The following is a 290-nucleotide window of genomic DNA, read 5'->3' as shown; positions in this document are numbered from 1 at the left end:
GAGGTCGCGGACTCCAGCCAGCTCACCGACGAGGACATCGGCCTGGCGAACGTGATCCTGACCAACGGCGCCCGGGTCTACGTCGACCACGCCCATCCGGAGTACAGCGCCCCGGAGACCACCAACCCGCGCGACGCCGTGCTCTGGGACACGGCCGGCGAGCGGGTCATGGCCGCCGCCGCGGCGCGCGCCGCGGAGCTGCCCGGCGCCCAGCCGATCCACCTCTACAAGAACCACACCGACAACAAGGGCGCCTCCTACGGCTGCCACGAGAACTACCTGATGAGGCG

1 protein-coding gene is annotated in these 290 nt (G+C 71.0%); it reads left to right on the top strand.

What is annotated here, in order from left to right; all coding sequences use genetic code 11:
* Positions 1-290 (top strand): proteasome accessory factor PafA2 family protein (locus LO771_RS30355; protein ID WP_230748378.1); only part of this gene is annotated, 290 nt, incomplete at both ends.

Origin of the sequence: Streptacidiphilus sp. ASG 303, assembly GCF_020991365.1 — a bacterium.
Taxonomy (GTDB): domain Bacteria; phylum Actinomycetota; class Actinomycetes; order Streptomycetales; family Streptomycetaceae; genus Peterkaempfera.
The sequence above is the reverse complement of the archived record's forward strand: the minus strand, read 5'-3'. Positions and strand labels throughout refer to the sequence as shown.